We start from the raw sequence: 16,504 nt of genomic DNA, 5'->3' as shown, positions 1-16,504 counted from the left end.
ATCATTACATCCCTGACATTAAATTTTGCCGGTGAAATACCACCACACATAACGCAGCAAACCCAGCTGGCGGCCAATACGGCTGGGCTGAGACAGTAAACGATACGCCCATTCCAGATTCAGTTTGCACCACATTTCAGGTGCCCGTTTGACATTACCGGTAAATACATCGTAGGTGCCGCCTACGCCCATATAAAAGCAATCCGGGTGCTGCGCCCTGATGCGTTGGATCAGCAGTTCCTGCTTCGGCGATCCCATTGCAATACTGACAAAACGGGCGCCACTTTGCTTAATCTGCGCAATAAGGGCCGCCTCATCTTTAAAATACCCATCTACCGCACCGACCAAATTCACCTGCTGCGCCCTCAGCTTGTCCGCCGTTTGCTGGTTCACTTCCGGTTTGGCACCGACTATAAATACCGGCACCTTGTAGGTAGCGGCGCGCAGCATTAACTGCTGCCATAGCTCACAACCGGGGATACGCTGGACATTTTTCTTCAGCCGCCGGCGCATTACCTTAACAACCCCTATGCCATCTGCATAACGAATGTCGGCGCCGCTTATCACGGCTTCAATTTCGCTGTTACGCATGGCGGTAAGCACTTTTTCCGGATTAATCGCGATAGCAGACCCCGCATAGGTGCTGCCGTCTTCCCGGATAATAAAGGCGAGTAACTGCTGCATATCGGCAAAGGCAGATACCTGAACCGGTCCTACTTTTACTTCAGCAATGGGCTGCTGTAACGCTGCAACGGCTTGATTCATGACACAACTCTCTGATAGATATCCTGTAGACGATTAACCACCTGCCCCAGCAGGTATTGTTCTGCACTATGACGACTGTTTAACTGCATTTGCTGATACTGCTCTGCCGGTTGCGCAAAAAAAGCCACCAGTGCCTGTTGATACTGCTGTATCACCTCAGCTTCCTCTGACTGCTGCGACACCAGCAAGCCATTGACACCGTTGATGACCTGCTCAGCAGAGCCGTCTGTGCCAGTGGCAATGACCGGCGTATAACACGCCATGGCTTCAGCCATTACCAGACCAAAAGCTTCATGGCGGGACAAACTGATAAAACACCGGGCCTGGCTGTACAATTGTTTCAGAGCGACGCTGTCTTTGGGCCCAACCACCAGCACATTAGGAAATTGCTGCGCAGCTTGCTGCAGCTGCTGCAACCAGGGGCCTGAACCGGCAATCACAACCTTCTTGTCTTTTAATACCGGCAGCAACGCCAGCAGGCGATCCATACCTTTATTCTGATCCAGACTGCCAACATACAGCACATCAATGCTTTTATCCTGCCAGCTCACCGGCTCTGCCTGACGAAACAGCTCATTAATGCCCGCGGGCAGTACTTCGGCCTGTTGTACCGGCAAGGAAAAGTGCCTGGCCAGCGCTTTACTGGCAAAAATCCACTGGTCAACCTTAGCGGCACACCAGCGGTACAGTTTACCCGGTGGCTGGTACTTATAGATATCACTGCCATGACAGGTCACAACAATTTTAACGCTGCGGTTGCGCAGCGTTTTATATAGTATCGCCAGATAGATAGTCGGATAAAAAAAATGTACGTGTACAATATCAAACCTGCGACGGCTCAGAATATAGCGCCAGATAAAATCCAGTATAAAAACCGGATATTTCAATATTTTGTTCAGCAAAGAGTCACTGTGCCAACGCATATAATGATACGCAGGATGAAGAGCAGCCAGCGCCCATACCTGATTATGTACAAACTTGCCCTGAAACGGCGATGAAGGCTTTGGGCCCATATTACTGATAATCAGAATATTACTGTTAATAACTTGCACGCTGAATTTTCACCCCGACAGTCTGCCAGACTGTGTACAATACTTGTTGCATATTTAAAAAACACTTAGTTTATAGCGTATTGCGCTACAAACTCTGAACAATATAAATAACCGATTTCAGCTGACGCTTAGCTGAATAGATGCTAACACTGATTAACAGCCGGATGTGTAATGTCTGAACATGTGCCACTTTATTTAGCAGCCTTTTTTACCGCCTGTATTGCCATCGGCTTGTGGTACCCCTTGTCAGTCCGAATGGGTTTGGTAGACATTCCCCGTGGCCGTAAACAGCATCAGGGTGCAGTACCCTTAATTGGCGGTATTGCCACCTATTGCGGGCTGGCGACAGCATTAATACTGTTTGCTGACAGCAGCATACAGCCTTTTTACTATCTGGCTTGTAGCGGCGTCATTGTGGTGCTGGGCGTGTTTGATGATTATCTGGACTTAAGTGTCAAACTGCGTCTGGCAGTACAAACATTGGTTGGGCTGGCCATGACTTACAGCCTGGATTTGCATATTGCCAGCCTGGGTAACCTATTTGGTTTTGGTGTAGTGGAATTAGGCGTGCTGGGTTTACCTATTACTCTGATAGCCGTTATTGCTGCGATTAATGCTTTTAACATGACCGACGGCATTGATGGCCTGGCCGGCATGCTAAGCCTGGTCAGCTTTATCACGCTGGCTATATTTATGACCTTGTGGGGCCAGCAGCTGTACGCAACCTTAGCGCTGGTGATCGCCGTTGCACTGCTGCCGTATCTGGCATGCAACCTGAACCTGGTCCCCGGCCGGCGTATTTTTATGGGTGATGCCGGCAGCATGTTAATTGGTCTTAGCGTTATCTGGTTGCTGATCATCGGCACACAAAGTGAAACCGCCAGTTTCCGGCCGGTTACCGCTCTGTGGATTATCGCCATACCGCTGATGGATATGATAGCCATTATGGTTCGACGCATTCGCAAAGGCCAGTCACCGTTTCAGGCTGACCGCGAGCACTTACATCATATTTCATTACGGCTGGGCCTTAGCTCACGTGAATCATTAATGTTAATCACCGCGCTGGCCTGTATTTTTGCCTGCATCGGTATTATCGGCGAATACCTGCTGGTACCGGATGTCATCATGCTGCTGCTATTTTTGCTGATGTTCGCGGCTTACCTGTATCTGCTACAACATATCTGGCGTATTATTTCGCACTTTCGCCAGAAGCGGCTGTCCGGCCACAGGGCCATTAAATAGCAAAGCCCGGGCACACAGTTTCTTTATAGTTAACCACAAGAGAGAATTCAGACATGAGTAAAGCGCTTTTTGTTGAAATTAAAGGTGTGCAGTTTCGTAACAAGGGCGCCTATCTGATGCTACTGGCAAGCCTTGAAGGGTTAAAAAAATTACCACAACGCACTGAGCTGGTACTATCCCCCGGCCCGAACCTGCCCTACCCCGAACGTGCCCGTCTTGGTGCCTGGCAAAAGCTGTCATTTCGCCGTGGTGGCCTGGATCTGACACCGCTGATAGGCAAGTTACCCTCGGCCATGCAGCGTTTATTTAACCGTTATGGCATGGTAAGCGAGCGTCAGGTTGATTTAGTACTGGAAGCCAGTGGTTTTGCCTATGGTGATCAGTGGCCGCTGCGCTTTTTACAAAACACTGCCAAAGAAGTGGTACGTTTTGCCAAAGCCGGTAAACCCTTCATTTTTATGCCGCAGGCGTTTGGCCCGTTTAAAACCGAAGATAGCAAAGCCGCAATGCGCGATATCATTCAAAACGCCCGGTTGATTTTTGTCCGCGACCCGGTATCGCTACAGCATTTACAAAGCTGTGTACCAAACCTGCCCGACTCTGTTGTACTGACACCTGATTTCACCGTCGGTTTAACGGCCCGGCCTAACGACGAAATACCTGACATCCAGGGTGCTTATGCTGCGCTTATCCCGAATAACAAAGTGGTGTCTAAGTTTAACCATGCCGACGCCGAAAAAATGCGCGCAGACTACATTGCTGCTTTCGCCGCTGCCGCCAATAAACTGGCTGAACAGGGTATGCAATGTGTACTGGTAAACCATGAAGGTAAAGAAGACGCGCAGCTGTGTGACGAAATTGCCGCTAAAGCACCGTGCACAATAGTTCAGATTGAAGACCCTCTGGCAGTAAAAGCTTTTATCGGCAAGGCTACGCTGGCGATAAGTTCACGCTTTCATGGCGCCGTTAACGCCCTTAGCCAGGGCGTGCCTTGCATTGCTACCAGCTGGAGCCATAAATACCATGCCATGATGAGCGATTTTGGTATGGGGGATTACTGCGTCGCCGAGCTGAGTGAGCAAAACCTGCTGCATGCCCTGCAACAACTGCTGGATAACAAAGACGCCCTGGCAAACGACGTGAAGCAAAAAGCCGCCGCACTCAAACAGCAAAACAATGCGATGTGGCAACGGCTATATCAAAGTATTAACTGACACTGGCGACGAACAGCGGTACTTTTAACGTATTGTCCACTTTTTCAGCGCAGCCACACATTTCGTCATATGCGGACTGATGCACCAGATAAGCTTTACAAATGGTGCAGCGGTCCAGTAGCTGCCTGACTTCCTCTACACTATGAAAACGTTGTGCTTTGCCTGTTTCATCCTGCAAAAATGCTTTGCGGCCGTCATAGTCTGCCTCTGCCAGATAGACGCCCATTTCATAGGAATGGATCACTAACTCATTGATCCGCACGCCCTGGTGATTTAAATGGCTCACGCGATGAAAGTTCATACCTGTCTCCACTAAACAATTGGCTTAAACAACTACGCTAAAATATAGCTGATGGATCGACACCACAGTGCATTAACATAAATTGCTTCACTCCTGTCATTAGCTGCATAGGACACTTTACTCCGCGACCTGACTTGACCTAGTATGCATCATCAGCCTGATTATTTTGTGGTAGGTATGGACGCCAGCTTTTATCGTTGTAAACAAATTCTGATCATCGACGACTGCGCGCCGGTGAGAACGTCTATAAAAGCCATGGCCCAGCAAATAGGTTTTGAGTCTATTCATCTGGCCCGCGATGCAAACGAAGCCATCGCCAAATGCCATGAAATTCCGTTCGACTTTATTCTCAGCGACTTCAACCTGGGTGAAGGCAAAGACGGCTACCAACTGTTTGAAACCTTAAAAATCAAGCAACTTCTGGCACCACTAAACTGCTTTATTATGGTCAGCGCCGAAAACCAGCGCCAGATAGTGCACGGTATGATAGAGCTGCAACCCGATGATTACCTGCTAAAACCTTTTACCTACCAGCAGCTGGAAGAACGTATCAGTCGCGCAGTAAAAGGCCGAATTGCGCTGCGCAAAATCTATGTCAGCCTGTTCGCACAGGATTACCAAAATGCCATTACAGAATGCGATAACGCAGTAATTCAAAAGCCCGAATTTGCTGCCGCTGCACTGCGTATCAAAGGGGAACTGTTGCTGAAGCTGCGCAATTATGCTGAGGCTGAAGCCTTTTATCAGCAGGTACTGCAGCAATATAAAACCAGTGCCTGGGCCAGGCTTGGTCATGCGGTAGCGTGCTTTTATCAGCAGCGCTGGGACGATACCGAGTTACAGTTAGCCGATTTGACGCAGTTTGATGAAACCAAAGTAGAAGCACTGGATTGGTTATCGCGCTTGTATGTGAAATACCGTCGCTTTGAAATTGCCCACAATACTTTGCATGAAGCTGTGCTGTTATCGCCAAAAAATATTACCCGCCAAAAAACCTTAGCCAATCTGGCATCGATTATCGGCGACAAGCCGGCATCCGCGCGGATAAACAGCAAGATCGTGGCAGCCGCACGCCATTCGGTTAACGATACCGCTGAAAACTATCTTAATCAGGCCCGCAGCCTGGTAGATGCCGCGTATTGCGGCAATGTGCTGGAGCGCGCGGTAACAATTAACAACGCCGCCAAAATTGTTGACCATTTGGCCAAGCGTTTTGATGCCAGTAAATTAACAGCCGAGATCACTATTTTGCGCAGCCGTTTTCTTGCTGCCAAGGGCGAGTTGGCTGACGCTAAACAGCTTATCAGTGAAATACCGCTGTCTTATCAGCACACTATTACCATCGACAGCTGTATGGATGCCGCCAAAGCTTATTTTGAACTGGGTGATTTATACGCCAGCCAGGTTTATATCGATAAGCTGCAACATATACTGGAACGCGACGATTTCCTGACCGAGACCCAGCGCATTATGCTGGAAATGGAACAGCTACGGCATGAAGAGTTAAAAAACAAACTGAAAGTCATTAATACTGAGGCCGCACAGGCTTATCAGCGGGAAGACTTTAATACCGCCTTTGACCGCTTTGCTGAAACCTTTGATTACATGCCCACCAACCCGACCATTGCGATTAATTTAATGCAAACCCTGATTAAAGGGGCCAAAGTTACAGATTTTAGCCAACGCTATGTACGCGCCGCCGTAAAACTGCTGGCCAGAAGCGAATTGGATGACGATCTGATGCTGCGCTTTAAACGCTATCTGGCACAGATTAAAGCGCTGCACCCGGATGTTATTCCGCGGCGCAGGCCAAAAGAGCGCGAAGTGTTATAGCAACTGCTGTCGGTGTTTTTCCAGCCAGCTACGGTAGCGCCGTGTGCGACACTTATCAGCAAGCTGCTGCTTTATAAGCGCCCAGATTGGCGATACCTGTGGTTTGGGCCGCTTTTGCCGGCTCAGTTTACTAAGCTGATACTTCACCAGCGCCATATTCGCCAATGATGCCAGCGGCTTATTACGCCAGTTAATCACTGCCAGCTCGGGCACAACAGCATTACCCTGTTGCCACTGTTTAGGTAAATCGGGCGCTATAGCTAGTGCGGTGGCAATACCCACCATATCTACACCGTTCAACAGTACCTGTTGCGCCACACTCAGACGTTTAATACCACCGGTTACCATGACCGGCATGCTAGCCACTTTCGCCAGCTCTGATGCAAACTCGAGAAAATAAGCTTCACGTGCCAGGGTGCGGCCATCGCGCGCAGCGCCCTGCATGGCAGGCGCTTCATAGCTGCCGCCGGATAATTCCACCAGGTCAACCTTAAGTTGATTCAACATCAGTACCACTGCTCGCGCATCATCACTGCTAAAGCCGCCACGCTGAAAATCGGCTGAGTTAAGCTTTACCGCTACCGCAAAGCGCGGATTAACCTGAGCCCTAATGCCTTGAACAATTTCAACCAATAAGCGGGCTCGATTTTCAAGGCTACCACCCCACTTATCATTGCGCTGGTTAGTCAGCGGCGATAAAAACTGGCTGAGCAGGTAGCCATGCGCCGCATGCACCTGCACGCCTTTAAAACCGGCTTTTTCCGCCAGTTTAGCTGTACGGATAAAGCGGCTAATCACCTGCTGAATTTGTGCTTCAGTCATGGCTTGTGGCGGGACAAAATAATGCGACATCTTGCCAAGATCGAGCGCTACCGCTGACGGCGCAAAGGTAGGTTGGCCAAGGCTGGCCGGCATCTGCCGGCCGGGGTGATTAATCTGCAACCAGAACTGCGCACCGCCGCTCTGGCCAATGGCGGCCCAGCGTTTAAAGCTGTCAAGCTCAGTATCATCTTCCAGCACCACCCCACCCGGGCCCGTCATCGCTGTACGGTCTACCATCACATTGCCGGAAATGATCAAGCCGGCGCCGCCGTCGGCCCAGGCCTGATACAGCCGGAATAATGGCTCTGAAGGTGTATGTTGTCCCGACGCCAGATTCTCTTCCATCGCCGCTTTAGCAATACGGTTGGCAATTACACTGCCGTTGGGTAAGGTAAGTGGGGTAAATAGGCTCATAACGTGGCTCCTGTTAGGTTACAGCAGCCACTTTAAGGTTAAAGTAAACTTTAAGGTCAAGCGATTTTCGCGGCTATTTTTTCTCTGCAGTCATTTGCGCAATAACACGGCGGGCATTATCGGCGCAGGCCATATCACCGGGTTTAGCTTCAATGTCAGCCAGTACACCCAGTAACTGCTGCTTGCTGTGCGCCAGCTTCTGCTGCAGCGCGTCAATATCGGCAATTTTGCCTTTTAACGCGCTAAGCAGCGCATCATGGCGCCAATCATCTAAGTTGGCAGGCACCAGCTTTTGTAACTCGTCCAGGCTAAAACCGGCCTGCTGGCCTTTGACGATTAAATTCAGCGCCAGCTCGGCCTCGGGCGGGTAACTGCGATAACCATTCGCTTTGCGCTGTACCAGCTTTAGCAGGCCAATATCCTCATAAAAGCGGATCTTCGACGCGGCCAAACCGGTGCGTTTAGCCAGTTCACCTATTTTCATCTGGTCCGCTCCTCCAAACCCGGCTCTGTCTCTTACTTACCAATTTCCGTCACCCTGTGCTTGTTCCAGCGTAACCGGTGCATAAAGTGCACTCTGAAACTCTGGCACATATTCATATTTCATCAGCTTACCTAACTTTAGTTGCCTGATATAGCGTGACAAGCTGCCATCAGTGAAAGTCAGCTTTACTGCATCGTCCTCAGAGGTATCGGCAAATAACTGCAAGCGTGATAATGCGTAGCCTGTGGTAACAGTGCCGCTTGCATCAAGATTAACAAAGCTATTTCTGACTACCGGGAAATCGTCCGTTTTCACAGGCAGAGCTTCAGCTTCAAAAGTAAAATCGGTAGCGCCAGTCTTCGCATCGGCAATACTCACCACCACCTTGTCTGCATGCTGCTGATAATCAATAGCAGTGGTCCATTTCGGCAAATTATAACCAACAACGCCTCTTACTCTGGCAAGCTCGGTATTCACCGGTAGCTGCAACACATAACCCCAGTAGTCATCGGTTAGTGATTGACGCAGCAGGCTTAATGGCCCGACATTCAGCTTTCCCGGTTTTGTCGTGATCACCGACACGGCAATTTCGTTGTAATTGTCGTTGTCACAATAGTGATAAGCATAGGCGGTCAGCGCTATCAGCCCACGGCCAGGCCAGATCTGTAATGGTGTTACATGTTCTAGTATTTTTGGTGGTATTAAGGCTTTCAGCCGTGCTAAATCTGCGGTAAACACAGCGGTAATACGGCTGTTTTTATAGTAGAAGTTTGGCGAATAAGAGCTAAAGCCAATATCAACCCGGCGTTTTTGCAGGGTCTTAAACCAACTCAGGTCGATATCCGGCGCCTGCTCAGCAATAACGGATAGCGGCGGGTTGGAGCGGTATTTGTCATACAAGCCGCCCGCTTTTACCGGCACCTGATAGCCAGCTATATCGATGATGGTCTCGGCATCAGTTTGCTGCGCATAACCAGATGGCAGCCATAACAGCAGCAGCAACCCGCCTGCTAGTATTTTGCTGTAAATAATGTTCATAAACGTTTCCACATCTCACTGTTACTATAAGAGAAATGCAGGCTAACGTTAAACCACGCTTTAAGGTCAATGTCTATTTATGGCGTATTTCGGTTGGCTATCCGCCAATACCGGCGGGCAACATTTGCTGGCTGTGCAGCCAGGCCAGGGCAATCAGGTTTAGCAAAGCACCAAGATAAAACACCACCAGAAAAGCCCGTTTTTGTGACTTATGCCGCAAATAACTTTGCGCCAGTAAAGCACCGGGCCAGCCACCCAGCAGCGCCATAAACTGCAAGGTAGACTCAGGTGTACGCCAGCGCCCGGCCTGCGCTTTACGTTTATCCAGCCAGTAAGTAACAAAAGTAAGCAAACTAAGCCCGGCATAAAGCAGCGGCACATACAGCGGCAGTTTGGCAGTAGCAACAGCAGCGACCAGCACTGCAGCAAACGCTAATACACACCACAAAGGCCACTTTGCAGCGGTTCTTGCGGCTTTGATTTTGCGTTTTTCACCGGCAAAGGTTACCTGCTGCGCCTGCAGCCGGCCTTGCTCATCTTTACCGATAGCGTAAGTGACCACCTCGCCAATGACCGGACGGCGCGAACGGTTCTGCAGCGCTTTAATATGCACAAACACCCGCTGGCCTTTTAACAACGGCTGAATAAAACCAAAGCCTTTATCATCATCCCACTGGGTAATTTTTCCCTTTACCAGCATTACTGCTCCTTATATTTCGGGCGATTGTCTAACTGCCATGCTGTCGCAAAATTGACAACAATTGAAACCCGCAAAGCTTTGCTCGTCAATAAGGCAAAAGAGAAAGTTTGGCGCTGTGGTTGCTTAAAGGAATATGGATAACTGAACTGTCTGCTTTGAGCGCAGGCTGTGTAAAAACTCATATTTTTGGCTTTTTCAGCGGCGCTCTGGGCATGTATTGTTAGTGTCTCGCTGAATTTACTCGTATAGGCTGTAATTGTCATTCAGGTGGTTCGGGACCTTCTAAAGCCGGTGTTTAGAGCAACTGGGTTGTTATCATGGGTTGAAGCGGCTATCGTCGCTAACCGTAATGCTCTCGCAGCTTACTGGCTAAGCCTTCAGTACCCCAGATTGATATCATCCTTTTCAGGTTGTAGGCCAGTACATGTAGACTGATTTCGGTGCTGACGTTTTTAAATCGTCGCATCAGGAAGTGAGTCGCACCCATCCACATTTTAATTGTTCCGAACGGATGCTCTACAGTTTGCTTTCGGATTACTGCTGTTTGTGGAAGTGCATCAAGCCTGGCTTGCATATCTTCTATTTCAGCTTCATGAACCCATCGCCGGATACGTCTGGGATCTCGCTTGGATGTAGTGCATTTTAACCTTTGGCTACAATCCCGGCAGGCGATATTATTAAAGTACATTTGCTGTTCCAGCCCATCTTCAAATGCTGTAAACCTATTCTGAAGCTCGCTGCCAGCCGGGCAAATATAAACGTCGTTTTCTCGGTCATACCTAAACAGCGAACGGTTAAAAAGGCCTTTACGGTCAGCGCCGGAGGTATCACCCTTCGGCACCAGCGCCACAGCACCAGTATCGAGTACTGCTTTAATATCGCTACGGCTGTAATAACCTTTGTCGGCCAGTACAGTTATGTCCTCTCTACCAACGGCTTCCTGAGCCAATGTTGTCACGTAACTAAGTTGGCCTCGATCTGTTGTGTTGGTCACTTCATGTGCCACGATCAGGTGATTCTTCGTATCCACGGCAGTCTGCACGTTGTAACAAACTTGTCGGTTCATGTTGTTTGTTTTCATTAACCGGGAATCTGGATCGGTTAAAGACAGTTGCTTGTCTGGCTGTTGTTCAACTGTTTGTTGGATCTCCTGAAGTTCACCCAACCGTTTTTTTAGCCATGCTAGTTTAGTTACGGTTAATTCTGCACTGGTATCAGGTTCTGAGCATTTGTCTGCTTCATCCAGCTTATTCAGATAATTGCTGATGCTTAATTCAACCCGCGCAATATGGTCTTTCGCTTTTTGAGGCGTAAAGTTGTTGGCTTTACTGTTTACTGCTTTGAACTTGCTGCCGTCGATGGCCACAATGACATCTGTGAACATTTGCATATGCCGACACAAGTCGATAAAAGCCCGGCAAGCATTCTTGATACCTTTACCGTTACTTTTTCTGAAGTCTGCGATGGTTTTAAAGTCCGGGGTAAGTCGCTCAAGTAGCCACATCAACTCAACGTTCCGATGTGTTTCTTTTTCCAGCCTGCGGGAAGATTGGATGCGTTTCAGGTATCCATAAATGTACAGCTTCAACATGGTAGCAGGGTGATATCCTGGCCGCCCGGTTTGCTTAGCGCTGACTCGCTCGAAGCCCAGAGAATCAAGTTGTAGTCCATCAACAAAGATATCGACTACCCGGACAGGATTATCTTCAGTAACGAAGTCATCCAGCGCCTCAGGAAGTAAGGCTACTTGATGCCTGCTCTGGCCTTTTATATGGTGGGTCATACCAGCACACTTTGTTCTAATTCGTATGCTGTTAATTTTAGTAAAGTGGCAGCTAACCACTTGGCTTTATCAAGAACGATTGATCATATAAATCTGCTGCTTAGGCCAAAAGGTGATCAGCAGTTTTCACACAGTCTGAGCGAAGAGCGGACGTTAACGCCGCGATCTACGGCAAATTTGGAGCGCAGCGGAGAATTTGTCCGGGAGCAGCACCCTGTTAGCGGCGCTGGCGCAACTCGATGTATTCCTCATCGGAAATTTCTCGACACTCATATGCAAATTGATCGTTTATAACTATTTGAGGAATTATGCTTTCGACCTTATGTTTTGGGCCAACGAGTGCTGAATTAGGTATGAAGATGTGCTTAATTAAAGGTCGTTCTTCCCATTCCTTTTTTATGTAAATCTCACCTGGAACACAGAAGTACCAAGGCTGTTTTCCAAAAGCTGCAAACTGAGCACTTACTATGTCTTGAACCAAATGAATGGCCTGCAACGCCAGCTCTCGATCATTGCGATCTGTTTCTGGATTAAAGTGAATAGCATGATTGCGTTTGTCATTGAGAACCCTAAATTTTGCGGCAGCCTCTGGCAATAATTCGCCCCAAGATTCCAGAGCATCGATCGCAAAGGGCCAATAATCGAATGATTGCTTACGATATAGTTTTTTATATTCCGGCGATGTTTTGTGGTAGTCTCGAAGCAACAATACCATATGGTTAAGAATCCTCTCACCGAGAGCACAAGCTCCTGTTAGAGCAGGATAATAACCCCCTACAACAAATGAGTTCCTGATCTGCTCTAAAAACTTGTTATGGAAAGCTGCTACTGAAAAAGGCTTAAACTTCAAATCCAGAAAGTTCTTTACTTTTTGTTCTATGCTCCAGTTCCCAAACTGCTCAGCAAGCTCCTTAATAGTCTTTTCTCTATTTTCAATGTGCAGTTCTTTTACTTTCTCATCCAATTGCTCTTGAACAGGCTCTAAGGAGTGCGCCCTTGAATCAAAATCAAATGAAAATATTCTGTATCTTTTCATGTCTATACTTTTGTACCGCTAACGCCCGTCACAAACACGAGCAACTTGTTGAGAATCGAGCACACATAGATCGCGTTTTTGATGGCGATAGTTAAGCTTTCCCAATATACCTGCATGCACCAATTTCTTTTGAGAGATAGCCATAACCCTTTGACTCATAAATGCTAAATATACTTCTCACGACGTCCGTAGGCAGTCCTATTTCTTGGGACAATTTATTTCCGTCTAACCAAGACCCTACCTCACATTTATCAACTATTGATGTTATTTCATTCATCTTGTTGGCTTGTTCCGCCAAATGGCACATATACATGATGTAAGAGGGATCAGTTAATTGTATAGAAAGTGGAAATTTACAGCCCGCAGCATTTTGTTTAGTTAGATACCCTTGTGAGTCCAAGGCTGCAATTGCACGGCTATATCTACTGTAGAACTCTTCAGGAAAATACAAAATTGTAGAGTCATCTGCCTTCAGTTGCTCATAAATACGTGTTGATACAGCCTGTACATCTTCGTGTAGGTAGCTAATTGGATCGCGTAGTGTTTCAATTAATTTAGCAATTTTTTCCGAATCAATCTCAGCCTGCAATTGCACAAGGGATGCAGCAACCGGGAAGTTAACACCAGCGATTCTAATCAATCTTAAAAACCAATCCATCGAGGTACTCCCTGTAATGCCTAACTCTTATTCAGCGGAAAGCCCCGTATTTAAGCAAGGACTTTTCCACCTTTGTAAATTTAATGCTCATAACCCTACATCGCTTTTTCATAACTGACAATAGGTTATAGGTACAGCGATATTTACATTTGCTACAAATACGGATTAATTCGGCTAATTAGAGGGAGGGCTATGCTCTGATGTGGAAATGATATTTTTACAGTGCCCAAGCGTCCGCTTCTGGCACTGACCTGTCTTACCGGCACAGTTTTCACTGCGGTGCAGCTTGTTTGGTCTGTACGTTTTTGGCCTGAGCATTATGCAATTTCTTCCCATGTCGTTTGACAAGCTCCTGAAGCACGTAAGCGCTGGAGAAGACATCGAATAGTTTGTCATCCAGTGTAAAGCGTTCATAAACGTGAAGCTTAGTCTCTCTGGTGAGATGATTAACCAGCGATCCAGCGAATACACGACACTCTTCCGAAACGGATAGACAAATGTATCTAGCGTCAGGCGAAATCGCGCCGAGTGATTGATGATGTACTTGGTCTTTAGCCGTTAGTGAAGGGGTGAAAGCCGAGCGAAGTGACGACATCATCCCTCCATGAGTACAATCTGAACAGAATCGCTTCATATCCTTATGTCGCGCAATCGTCTCACTGATCTCTGCGTCTTGCGCCCCACTGGCAGATAAGTACTTGGAGATGTGGTCGTAAACTCGTCCGTAGCCTACATACTTATTCCAGAAATCTGTTTGGTTGTTGGTCGTTTTGTAACTAGCGCTCATGTCTATGTCCAGAGCGACAACCATAGCGATCTCTAAGTCTTCTAAGAATGTACGCACTAGAACTGCGGCGCAGATATCTTGCCCGATGGCTATCAACTCACGGATCGAGACCAGATCTCTCTTTATTTTTGAGCACTGAATAGCGAATGGAACCTCGTTATTCATGAGTGGCTGGCGAAACATGAAGCGCTCAAGCAGAAAGAAGAGCTGAATTGACTCGTCGAGCAGGACGAACCAAGGCTGAAGATTTGAGTCAATTGTGCTCTGTAGCTTATTGCGGAGATTTGTTATTTCACGGGCGACGTCGATCCTATCCGGTCTGCGATAGATTCCCGGAGTTCTCCCTACAAGTTCTATAATCTCGGCGATATCTATCCGCATAGGCTTTTCTTATCCATAAAAAGTAGACTCTCGGTTATACGCATTAGCGCTCAAACTCAACCGGTTCAAACTGTCCTTGTAAAGTTAATGCACAAAACACTACACCGCCCACTTAAGATTTACAACAATATATAGGTACAGCTAATATTGAGTGAACTTCAAATACGGGTTGACCCGACTAACATTCATCAACGGCATCAAGACGTGAACTGGATATAATTTCAGAGCTTATAATTCGGCTAGAGTTGAGAGATGTCCGCTTTTGGCACATTAAAGACGATCTGACTTGTCGTGCTGTATTTTGATACTTTGCCAAAGCTTGGTAATTATTCGTTCCGCCTTCTTTATTCCAAGCCTGCTAAGTGCAATCCGGCTGCCCGGTAGCGATTGAAAACGCTGGCTAACATCAGCCAGCCGCACCGTAGCGCCGCTGTAATTCTGCTACAGAGTTAAGTGCGAGTTGCTTTAACACCGCGATGTCCAGGTCAGCCAAACGCTTGATATACAAACAGGCTTTACCCATTTTGTGCTTGCCCAGTTGTTGCAGTAATTGCTGTTGCCCAGCGCCTTCGGCCAGCAGGTAAATAACGATATCGCGGCCACGAATGGCAAAGCCGGTAAGCGGGGCTTCACCGCTATGGCCGCTGTCGTAGGTATAACGGTAGCGACCAAAACCAACAATACTTGGCCCCCACATAATTGCCGCTTCGCCGGTTACATCGCCAAATAAAGTAATAAGCTGATGACAATCGCTTAGCTGCTGCGCGTTAGCGCGGCTGGCCAGGTAATCGTCAACGCTGGCGTTGGTTGCTTTGGTTTTTGTCTCGGCCATTAGCCTGCAGCCTCTGGTTTCACCGGATTAGTTGCGCCCTCGCCCACTACCGTCTGCCAGGGCTTAACCTGCCAGCGGCTGACCAGACCATTTAGTACGTAAGGATCGGCTTTGGCAAAAGCCGCTGGAATATCGGCGCTGTCGCAGTTAAATAGCAACAAGGCGCTGTCTGCCGGCTCGCCGACGGCGCCGCCTAGCAGCAATTCGCCGCGCTGTGCGGCTTGCCAGGCCAGTGCCAGATGCGCCGAACGAAATTCAGCACGGCGTTGTAAATAGTCCGGTGCGGTGTCGTACATCAGCAAAAAGTGCATCAGGCTCTCCTTTGTTGCTACGCTTGCGTTTATCCGCGCAAGCTTAGCGTCATAAAATGGCTGTTCGGGTCCAGCTTGTACTGGCCAAAAGGGCCACAATCGGTAAAGCCAAACTTACGGTACAGGCTTCTGGCTGGAGTAAAATAGTCCTGGGTGCCGGTTTCCAGGCTAAGTGAGATAAAGCCCTGCGCTTTGGCATGGTCGATTATATACTGCAACAACGCCTGCCCTACACCCATGCCCCGAAAAGCTGTGGCAGTGCGCATCGACTTTAGCTCAGCCTGCGCGCTGTCCAGTGTTTTAATCGCTACACAGCCCGCTAAAGTGTCCCCCTGCCAGGCACTAAAAAAGCGGATGTTGCTGGCTTTTAAGGCTTCAACATCCAGCGCATGTACACTTTCTGGCGGTGAGGTGGCGTACATATCGGCCAGGTGCTCGCGCAGCAACGTAATTACCTCACCACCGGTTAAATCATCCAGACGGATCTGCATATCAGCTGACCTTTTTAGCGTAGCTGGCACGGTCGATATCGATCACTTCCACCGTATGTGAGCAGCTTACCAGGCCAAGTTGCAGCAGTTTATCCAGCACGCATTGCGATAAATGCTGTTTTTGTGCCAGATTGCGGCCACTTAGGATCCGCAGTTGTACATGGATAAAATCGCGATGCTTGGCGCCGCTGATATGCTGCTGGTAAGATTGTGCCCGCACTTTGATATCAACGCCGCCAGGCTCAAACAACTCTGATTGCAAGGCACCGTCGAACACTGCGGTTAAAATGGGTTTAGCATCTAAGGTGTCTGAATACTCGATTACACAATGTGGCATATAAGTCTCCCGGTTATTTCAGT

Annotated in this window: 19 protein-coding genes; 3 read left to right on the top strand and 16 right to left on the bottom strand. The window is 48.2% G+C overall.

The annotated features are described in order from the left end of the window. Positions 1–18: 18 nt before the first annotated feature. The gene (locus tag AC5SV9_RS17510) at positions 19–765 is read right to left on the bottom strand and encodes a WecB/TagA/CpsF family glycosyltransferase (protein ID WP_475148963.1); all 747 of its coding nucleotides are present in this window, start codon (positions 763–765) and stop codon (positions 19–21) included. After that, on the bottom strand, positions 762–1,817 hold the full coding sequence (locus tag AC5SV9_RS17505; RefSeq protein ID WP_475148962.1) for a glycosyltransferase family 4 protein: 1,056 nt from the start codon (positions 1,815–1,817) through the stop codon (positions 762–764). Before AC5SV9_RS17505 ends, AC5SV9_RS17510 begins: the two co-directional genes overlap by 4 nt. Before the next feature lie 171 nt (positions 1,818–1,988). Here AC5SV9_RS17505 and wecA point away from each other — a divergent pair, with 171 nt between their 5' ends. Next, entirely contained in the window at positions 1,989–3,059 is a 1,071-nt protein-coding gene (wecA, locus tag AC5SV9_RS17500; protein WP_475148960.1) for a UDP-N-acetylglucosamine--undecaprenyl-phosphate N-acetylglucosaminephosphotransferase, read from the top strand. Between the two features lie 53 nt (positions 3,060–3,112). Further along, a complete protein-coding gene (locus AC5SV9_RS17495; protein WP_475148959.1) occupies positions 3,113–4,273 on the top strand; it encodes a polysaccharide pyruvyl transferase family protein in 1,161 nt (386 codons plus the stop codon). On the opposite strand, the gene AC5SV9_RS17490 is transcribed toward AC5SV9_RS17495, so the two are convergent. Further along, positions 4,266–4,574, bottom strand: coding sequence for a DUF6482 family protein (locus AC5SV9_RS17490; protein WP_134055894.1), 309 nt, complete (start codon positions 4,572–4,574; stop codon positions 4,266–4,268). The genes AC5SV9_RS17495 and AC5SV9_RS17490 overlap by 8 nt on opposite strands. Before the next feature lie 144 nt (positions 4,575–4,718). Between AC5SV9_RS17490 and AC5SV9_RS17485 the strand changes: the two genes are divergently transcribed. Further along, positions 4,719–6,407, top strand: a complete 1,689-nt coding sequence (locus AC5SV9_RS17485) for a response regulator (protein WP_475148957.1) — start codon at positions 4,719–4,721, stop codon at positions 6,405–6,407. On the opposite strand, the gene AC5SV9_RS17480 is transcribed toward AC5SV9_RS17485, so the two are convergent. From AC5SV9_RS17480 to AC5SV9_RS17420, 13 genes are all read right to left on the bottom strand, one after another. After that, positions 6,402–7,643: an NADH:flavin oxidoreductase/NADH oxidase family protein gene (locus AC5SV9_RS17480; protein WP_475148955.1), complete on the bottom strand. Its 1,242-nt coding sequence runs from the start codon at positions 7,641–7,643 to the stop codon at positions 6,402–6,404. The two genes, AC5SV9_RS17485 and AC5SV9_RS17480, sit on opposite strands and share 6 nt — an antisense overlap. Before the next feature lie 73 nt (positions 7,644–7,716). Continuing rightward, positions 7,717–8,127, bottom strand: coding sequence for a MerR family transcriptional regulator (locus AC5SV9_RS17475; protein ID WP_475148952.1), 411 nt, complete (start codon positions 8,125–8,127; stop codon positions 7,717–7,719). Positions 8,128–8,163: 36 nt separating this feature from the next. Further along, positions 8,164–9,165 (bottom strand): hypothetical protein, encoded by a 1,002-nt coding sequence (locus tag AC5SV9_RS17470; protein WP_475148951.1) that lies wholly within the window; start codon positions 9,163–9,165, stop codon positions 8,164–8,166. Positions 9,166–9,262: 97 nt separating this feature from the next. Then, positions 9,263–9,865, bottom strand: a complete 603-nt coding sequence (locus AC5SV9_RS17465; protein WP_475148948.1) for a DUF1294 domain-containing protein — start codon at positions 9,863–9,865, stop codon at positions 9,263–9,265. Further along, entirely contained in the window at positions 9,865–10,128 is a 264-nt protein-coding gene (locus AC5SV9_RS17460) for a hypothetical protein (RefSeq protein ID WP_475148946.1), read from the bottom strand. Before AC5SV9_RS17460 ends, AC5SV9_RS17465 begins: the two co-directional genes overlap by 1 nt. A 77-nt stretch (positions 10,129–10,205) precedes the next feature. Then, positions 10,206–11,648 carry an IS1182 family transposase gene (locus AC5SV9_RS17455; protein WP_475148943.1) on the bottom strand — a complete coding sequence of 481 codons (1,443 nt, stop codon included), beginning with the start codon at positions 11,646–11,648 and terminating at the stop codon, positions 10,206–10,208. 217 nt (positions 11,649–11,865) lie between these two features. Continuing rightward, the gene (locus AC5SV9_RS17450; RefSeq protein WP_475148941.1) at positions 11,866–12,684 is read right to left on the bottom strand and encodes a hypothetical protein; all 819 of its coding nucleotides are present in this window, start codon (positions 12,682–12,684) and stop codon (positions 11,866–11,868) included. Positions 12,685–12,775: 91 nt separating this feature from the next. Then, a complete protein-coding gene (locus AC5SV9_RS17445) occupies positions 12,776–13,342 on the bottom strand; it encodes a hypothetical protein (RefSeq protein ID WP_475148939.1) in 567 nt (188 codons plus the stop codon). Between the two features lie 271 nt (positions 13,343–13,613). After that, positions 13,614–14,510: a hypothetical protein gene (locus AC5SV9_RS17440; protein ID WP_475148938.1), complete on the bottom strand. Its 897-nt coding sequence runs from the start codon at positions 14,508–14,510 to the stop codon at positions 13,614–13,616. A 406-nt stretch (positions 14,511–14,916) separates the two neighbouring features. After that, the gene (locus tag AC5SV9_RS17435; RefSeq protein ID WP_475148936.1) at positions 14,917–15,342 is read right to left on the bottom strand and encodes a DUF1801 domain-containing protein; all 426 of its coding nucleotides are present in this window, start codon (positions 15,340–15,342) and stop codon (positions 14,917–14,919) included. After that, positions 15,342–15,653 carry a YciI-like protein gene (locus tag AC5SV9_RS17430; RefSeq protein WP_475148934.1) on the bottom strand — a complete coding sequence of 104 codons (312 nt, stop codon included), beginning with the start codon at positions 15,651–15,653 and terminating at the stop codon, positions 15,342–15,344. Before AC5SV9_RS17430 ends, AC5SV9_RS17435 begins: the two co-directional genes overlap by 1 nt. A 29-nt stretch (positions 15,654–15,682) precedes the next feature. Then, entirely contained in the window at positions 15,683–16,144 is a 462-nt protein-coding gene (locus AC5SV9_RS17425; RefSeq protein ID WP_475148931.1) for a GNAT family N-acetyltransferase, read from the bottom strand. A 1-nt stretch (position 16,145) separates the two neighbouring features. Continuing rightward, complete coding sequence (locus tag AC5SV9_RS17420; RefSeq protein ID WP_475148928.1) at positions 16,146–16,481, bottom strand: 5-carboxymethyl-2-hydroxymuconate Delta-isomerase; 336 nt, start codon at positions 16,479–16,481, stop codon at positions 16,146–16,148. Between the last annotated feature and the right edge of the window lie 23 nt (positions 16,482–16,504).

This window comes from Rheinheimera sp. ATLC3 (assembly GCF_059429535.1).
The sequence above is the reverse complement of the archived record's forward strand: the minus strand, read 5'-3'. Positions and strand labels throughout refer to the sequence as shown.

Excerpts from the sequence above, each read along its gene's own strand:
- AC5SV9_RS17470 (WP_475148951.1), bottom strand. The coding sequence starts at position 9,165 with ATGAACATTATTTACAGCAAAATACTAGCAGGCGGGTTGCTGCTGCTG.
- AC5SV9_RS17480 (WP_475148955.1), bottom strand. The coding sequence starts at position 7,643 with ATGAGCCTATTTACCCCACTTACCTTACCCAACGGCAGTGTAATTGCC.
- AC5SV9_RS17490 (WP_134055894.1), bottom strand. The coding sequence starts at position 4,574 with ATGAACTTTCATCGCGTGAGCCATTTAAATCACCAGGGCGTGCGGATC.
- AC5SV9_RS17435 (WP_475148936.1), bottom strand. The coding sequence starts at position 15,342 with ATGGCCGAGACAAAAACCAAAGCAACCAACGCCAGCGTTGACGATTAC.
- AC5SV9_RS17475 (WP_475148952.1), bottom strand. The coding sequence starts at position 8,127 with ATGAAAATAGGTGAACTGGCTAAACGCACCGGTTTGGCCGCGTCGAAG.
- AC5SV9_RS17455 (WP_475148943.1), bottom strand. The coding sequence starts at position 11,648 with ATGACCCACCATATAAAAGGCCAGAGCAGGCATCAAGTAGCCTTACTT.
- AC5SV9_RS17460 (WP_475148946.1), bottom strand. The coding sequence starts at position 10,128 with ATGACAATTACAGCCTATACGAGTAAATTCAGCGAGACACTAACAATA.
- AC5SV9_RS17465 (WP_475148948.1), bottom strand. The coding sequence starts at position 9,865 with ATGCTGGTAAAGGGAAAAATTACCCAGTGGGATGATGATAAAGGCTTT.
- AC5SV9_RS17445 (WP_475148939.1), bottom strand. The coding sequence starts at position 13,342 with ATGGATTGGTTTTTAAGATTGATTAGAATCGCTGGTGTTAACTTCCCG.
- AC5SV9_RS17430 (WP_475148934.1), bottom strand. The coding sequence starts at position 15,653 with ATGCACTTTTTGCTGATGTACGACACCGCACCGGACTATTTACAACGC.
- AC5SV9_RS17510 (WP_475148963.1), bottom strand. The coding sequence starts at position 765 with ATGAATCAAGCCGTTGCAGCGTTACAGCAGCCCATTGCTGAAGTAAAA.
- AC5SV9_RS17485 (WP_475148957.1), top strand. The coding sequence starts at position 4,719 with ATGCATCATCAGCCTGATTATTTTGTGGTAGGTATGGACGCCAGCTTT.
- AC5SV9_RS17495 (WP_475148959.1), top strand. The coding sequence starts at position 3,113 with ATGAGTAAAGCGCTTTTTGTTGAAATTAAAGGTGTGCAGTTTCGTAAC.
- AC5SV9_RS17440 (WP_475148938.1), bottom strand. The coding sequence starts at position 14,510 with ATGCGGATAGATATCGCCGAGATTATAGAACTTGTAGGGAGAACTCCG.
- AC5SV9_RS17420 (WP_475148928.1), bottom strand. The coding sequence starts at position 16,481 with ATGCCACATTGTGTAATCGAGTATTCAGACACCTTAGATGCTAAACCC.
- AC5SV9_RS17450 (WP_475148941.1), bottom strand. The coding sequence starts at position 12,684 with ATGAAAAGATACAGAATATTTTCATTTGATTTTGATTCAAGGGCGCAC.
- wecA (WP_475148960.1), top strand. The coding sequence starts at position 1,989 with ATGTCTGAACATGTGCCACTTTATTTAGCAGCCTTTTTTACCGCCTGT.
- AC5SV9_RS17425 (WP_475148931.1), bottom strand. The coding sequence starts at position 16,144 with ATGCAGATCCGTCTGGATGATTTAACCGGTGGTGAGGTAATTACGTTG.